Raw genomic sequence first — 5603 nt, 5'->3', positions numbered from 1 at the left:
GGTTTTCAGGGCTGCTGCGCAGCCCAACGCGGGACAAGCCCGCTCGCCACGACTCTCTATCATTTCCCACAGGATTGAGTCCAACCAGCAATGTTGCGGTTGAGCACAGCCTGCGATAGGGCCCGCACAGGCCCCTCAGCATCTATCAGGCAAATCTGCGACAATTGCCACCCACACGAATGCCGATCATGCACAAGCAGGCTCACCTGCATCATTAAAAAGCCCCATGACAGACCAAGCCATCGACCAGTTGCTGAACAACCTCGACCACGCCATGATCGCCGACCGCCATCGCCTGCGCCGGCAATTGCACGAACTGCGCAAGCGCCCAGATGAGGCCAAGCTTGCCCAGTGGGCCGAGAAGGTTCAGGCCTCCTTCGCCCAGGTGACTGCGCGCCAGCAGAGCGTGCCGAGCATCCGTTACGACGACAGCCTGCCGATTGCAGCCAAGCGTGACGAGATCAAGAAGGCCCTGGCCGAGCATCAGGTGCTGGTAATCGCCGGCGAAACCGGTTCGGGCAAGACCACCCAGTTGCCCAAGATTTGCCTGGAGCTGGGCCGCGGCAGCCATGGCCTGATCGCCCACACCCAGCCGCGACGCATCGCGGCGCGCAGCGTGGCCGCGCGGGTGGCCGAGGAACTGGGCACCCCACTGGGGGCACTGGTGGGTTATCAGGTGCGCTTCGAGGACCAGAGCGATTCGAACACCCTGGTCAAGCTGATGACCGACGGTATTCTGCTGGCCGAAACCCAGCACGACCGTTTTCTCGAGCGCTACGACACCATCATCGTCGACGAAGCCCACGAGCGCAGCCTGAACATCGACTTTCTGCTTGGCTACCTGAAAACCCTGCTGCACCGCCGCCCCGAACTGAAGCTGATCATCACCTCGGCGACCATCGACCTTGAGCGTTTCTCCAAGCACTTCGATGGCGCGCCGATCATCGAAGTGTCGGGCCGCACCTACCCGGTCGATACCTGGTACCGCCCGCTGACCAGCGAGCAGGACGAAGAGGGCAACCAGATCGAGGACGACCTCAGTGTCGACCAGGCGATCCTCGCCACCCTCGATGAAATCGCCCACTTCGAGCGCAGCCAGGGCAAGGGCCCGGGCGATGTGCTGGTGTTCCTGCCCGGCGAGCGCGAAATCCGCGATGCAGCGGAAATACTGCGCAAGGCGCAGCTGCGCCATACCGAAATCCTGCCGCTGTATGCGCGCCTGACGCCTGCCGAGCAACAGAAGATTTTCCAGTCGCACAGTGGCCGGCGCGTGGTGTTGGCCACCAACGTTGCCGAAACTTCGCTGACCGTGCCGGGCATCCGCTATGTGATCGACAGCGGCACCGCGCGAATCAGCCGCTACAGCTACCGCGCCAAGGTGCAGCGCCTGCCCATCGAGGCGGTCTCGCAGGCCAGCGCCAACCAGCGTAAAGGCCGCTGCGGCCGCGTTGAGCCGGGTATCTGTATCCGCCTGTACAGCGAGGAAGATTTCAACGGCCGCCCGGCGTTCACCGACCCTGAGATCTTGCGAACCAACCTGGCGGCGGTGATCCTGCAGATGCTGCACCTGCGCCTGGGCGCCATCGACGCCTTCCCGTTCATCGAGCCGCCAGATGGCAAGGCCATCAGCGACGGTTTCAACCTGTTGCAGGAGCTTTCGGCGGTCAATCGCGAGAACCAGCTGACGCCGCTGGGCCGCCAGCTGGCACGCCTGCCGATCGACCCGCGCATGGGCCGCATGCTGCTCGAAGGCGCCCGCCAGGGCAGCTTGCAGGAAGTGCTGATCGTCGCCAGTGCGCTATCGGTGCAAGACCCCCGCGAGCGCCCGCCGGAGCGCCAGCAGGCCGCCGACCAGGCCCACGCGCAGTGGAAGGATGTCGACTCGGACTTCGCCGCGCTGGTGAACGTGTGGCGTGCGTTCGAGGAGCAGCGCCAGGCATTGACCGCAAGCCCGCTGCGTAACTGGTGCCGGAAGAATTTCCTCAATTACCTGCGCCTGCGCGAATGGCGTGATGCCCATCGCCAGTTGTCGCTGATTTGTCGCGAGCTGCAACTGACGGTCAATAAAGAGCCGGCTGACTACCTGCGCATGCACAAGGCCATTCTCAGTGGCTTGCTCAGCCAGATCGGCCACAAGGCCGAGGAGGGCGACTACCAAGGCGCTCGGCAGCGGCGTTTCTGGATTCACCCCTCGTCCGGCATCGGCCGCAAACGCCCGCAGTGGGTCATGGCCGCCGAGTTGGTCGAGACCACCAAGCTGTACGCGCGCATGGTGGCAAAAATCGAACCGGACTGGATCGAGCCGTTGGCCGGCCATCTGATCAAGAAGAACCACTTCGAGCCGCACTGGGAGAAGAAGCGCGGGCAAGTGGTGGCCTACGAGCAGATCACCCTCTACGGCCTGATTCTGGTAGGCCGCAGGCCTGTGCACTTTGGCCCGATCGACCCGGTCACCTCGCGTGAGCTGTTTATCCGCGAAGCGCTGGTGGGCGGTGAAATCCAGTCGCGGGCCAAGTGCCTGGCGGCCAACAAACGCCTGCTCGAACAGCTCGACGAGCTGGAAGCCAAGGCCCGGCGCCGCGACATCCTGGCTGATGAAGAAACGCTCTACGCCTTCTATGAGGCGCGGCTGCCGGCAGAAATCCACCAGACCGCGACCTTCGACGCCTGGTACCGCATGACCAGCCAGCAGGACGCCAACCTGCTGATCATGCGCGAAGAGGACGTGCTGGCCCGCGAAGCCAGTGAGGTCACCGCCGCGCAGTACCCCGACCATTTACAGGTGGGCGAGCTGCGCCTGTCGCTGAGCTACCATTTCGAGCCCAATCACCCGCGTGACGGCGTGACCGTGCGGGTACCGGCGCCGCTGTTGCCGAACCTGCCGGGCGAGCGCCTGGAGTGGCTGGTGCCGGGGCTGCTGGAGGCCAAGTGCATAGCCTTGGTGCGCAACCTGCCCAAGGCCCTGCGCAAGAACTTCGTGCCGGTGCCGGACTTCGTCAAGGCGTCTCTGTCGCGCATGACCTTCGCCCAGGGCGCGCTGCCCCAGGCACTGGGGCAGGAGCTGCTGCGCATGACCGGCGCACGGGTGCCCGACGAGGCCTGGGCCGAGGCTGGCGCTGCGGTGGAAGGGCACTTGCGGATGAACATCGAGGTGGTCGATGGCCAAGGCAAGTTCCTGGGTGAAGGCCGTGACCTGGCAGAGTTGACCGCACGTTTTGCAGCGGCAAGCCAGGCTGCGCTGGCCTTGCCGCGCGATGAGAAAACCGAGCGCCCGGTGCAGGCCAAGGCCTTTGCCGAGGTGGCGCAAACCACGCAACAGAAAATCGCCGGGCTGTCGATGACTGTCTACCCCGCCCTGGTCGAAGAGAACGGCGCGGTGCGCGAGGGGCGTTTCTCGACCCAGGCCGAGGCCGAATTCCAGCACCGCCGTGCCTTGCAGCGCCTGTTGCTGCAGCAGTTGGCGGAGCCGGCGAAGTTCTTGCGCGGCAAGCTGCCGGGGCTGACCGAGCTTGGCCTGCTGTACCGCGAGCTGGGCCGCGTCGAGGCGCTGGTCGAAGACATTCTGCTGGCCAGCCTGGACAGCTGCGTGCTCGAAGGCGAGGAGCCGCTGCCGCGTGATGGCGCGGGCCTTGCGTCGCTCGCCGAGCGCAAACGCGGCAACTGGGCCGAGCATGCCGAGCGCCTGGCGCGGCTGACGCTTGAGGTGCTCAAGCTGTGGCATGGCTTGCAGAAGCGCTTCAAGGGCAAGATCGACCTCAGCCAGGCGGTGGCGCTCAACGACATCAAGCAGCAGTTGGCCAACCTGGTGTATCCAGGCTTTGTGCGCGAAACCCCTGGCGTGTGGCTCAAAGAGCTGCCGCGCTATCTGAAGGCGGTGGAACTGCGCCTGGAAAAACTCGGCTCGCAGGTGCAGAAAGATCGGGTGTGGAGCGCCGAGCTGAGCAACTGCTGGGCGCAGTACAAGGCCCGTGCCGAAAAGCATGCCCAGGAGGGCAAGCGCGACGAGCAACTGACCTTGTACCGTTGGTTGCTTGAGGAATACCGCGTGTCGCTGTTTGGCCAGCAGTTGGGCACCAAGGTGCCGGTGTCGGACAAACGCCTGAGCAAGCAGTGGAGCCTGGTGGAAGCCTAAACGCCACGAGTTGTGGCAAACTTGCTGGAATTTGCGGCCGCCCTGCGGCCGTTCGCGGGTAAGCCCGCTCCTACGCTGGGGCGGGCGGACCGTGTACGAGGGCACAGCCCTCGTCAGCAAGTTGGCACCAAGGTGCCATTATCCTGGCCAGCGCCGTGTGGCGATGGCCTCTGACCAGAGGATCGTCCGTGCATAACGTCGTGATCAGCGGCACCGGCCTGTATACCCCGGCCCAGAGCATTTCCAACGAAGAACTGGTGGAGTCCTTCAACACCTGGTCGCAGCAGTTCAACCGCGACAATGCCGCTGCCATCGAGCGCGGCGAGGTCGAGGCTGCGCCGCTGTCGGACGCTGCATTCATCGAAAAAGCCTCGGGCATCAAGAGCCGCTTCGTCATGGACAAGGCCGGCATTCTGGACCCACAGCGCATGAAGCCGCGCCTGCCGGAGCGCTCCAACAACGAGCCTTCGGTGCTCTGCGAAATGGGCGTTGCCGCCGCGCGCCAGGCGCTTGAGCGCGCAGGGCGCACGGCTGCCGACGTGGATGCGGTGATCGTGGCCTGTTCCAACTTGCAGCGCCCGTACCCGGCCATCGCCATCGAAATCCAGAACGCCCTGGGCATCGAGGGTTTTGCCTTTGACATGAACGTAGCCTGTTCCTCGGCCACCTTCGGTATCCAGGCTGCCGCCAACAGCGTGCAACTGGGCCAGGCCCGCTCGGTGCTGGTGGTCAGCCCGGAAATCTGCACCGGCCACCTGAACTTCCGTGACCGAGACAGCCATTTCATTTTTGGCGATGCGGCCACCGCTGTGCTGGTCGAGCGCGCCGACCTGGCAACGTCCAGGCATCAGTTCGATGTGGTCAGCACCAAGCTGGCGACGGTGTTCTCCAACAACATCCGCAACAACTTCGGCTTCCTCAACCGCGCCGCCGAAGAAGCCGCAACCGCGCCGGACAAACTGTTCGTCCAGGAAGGCCGCAAGGTGTTCCGTGAAGTGTGCCCGATGGTTGCCGAGCTGATTGGCAAGCACCTGGGCGAGAACGGCTTGCAGCCGTCGGATGTGAAGCGTTTCTGGCTGCACCAGGCCAACCTCAGCATGAACCACCTGATCGTCAAGAAACTGCTGGGGCGTGATGTGAGCGAAGAAGAGGCACCGGTGATTCTCAACCGGTACGCCAACACCAGTTCTGCAGGCTCGGTGATTGCGTTCCACCTGCACCAGGATGACTTGGCCGAAGGTTCGGTTGCGGTACTCAGCTCGTTTGGTGCGGGGTATTCGATCGGCAGCGTGATTCTGCGCAAGCGCTGATTCAGGCTTGGAAAAACCGGTGGGAGCGGGCTTGCCCATCCCATATCGATGCCGTCTACGCGGTCAGTGTAGGAGCGGCCTTGTGTCGCGAAAGGGCTGCGGAGCAGCCCCAGCGATTCTGGTGGGTGCACATATCTAGGGGCTGCTTCGCAGCCCTTTCG

General features: G+C 64.1%; 2 protein-coding genes. Both read left to right on the top strand.

The genetic code is table 11. From position 1 onward, the window contains the following. Nucleotides 1–226: 226 nt before the first annotated feature. On the top strand, nt 227–4132 hold the full coding sequence (gene hrpA, locus HU720_RS23605) for an ATP-dependent RNA helicase HrpA (RefSeq protein ID WP_186523524.1): 3906 nt from the start codon (nt 227–229) through the stop codon (nt 4130–4132). Nucleotides 4133–4320: 188 nt separating this feature from the next. After that, a complete protein-coding gene (locus tag HU720_RS23600; RefSeq protein ID WP_186523514.1) occupies nt 4321–5442 on the top strand; it encodes a beta-ketoacyl-ACP synthase III in 1122 nt (373 codons plus the stop codon). The last annotated feature ends 161 nt before the right edge of the window (nt 5443–5603 follow it).

It is taken from the genome of Pseudomonas sp. SWRI51 (assembly GCF_014268825.1).
Classification (GTDB): Bacteria; Pseudomonadota; Gammaproteobacteria; order Pseudomonadales; family Pseudomonadaceae; genus Aquipseudomonas; species Aquipseudomonas farsensis.
The sequence above is the reverse complement of the archived record's forward strand: the minus strand, read 5'-3'. Positions and strand labels throughout refer to the sequence as shown.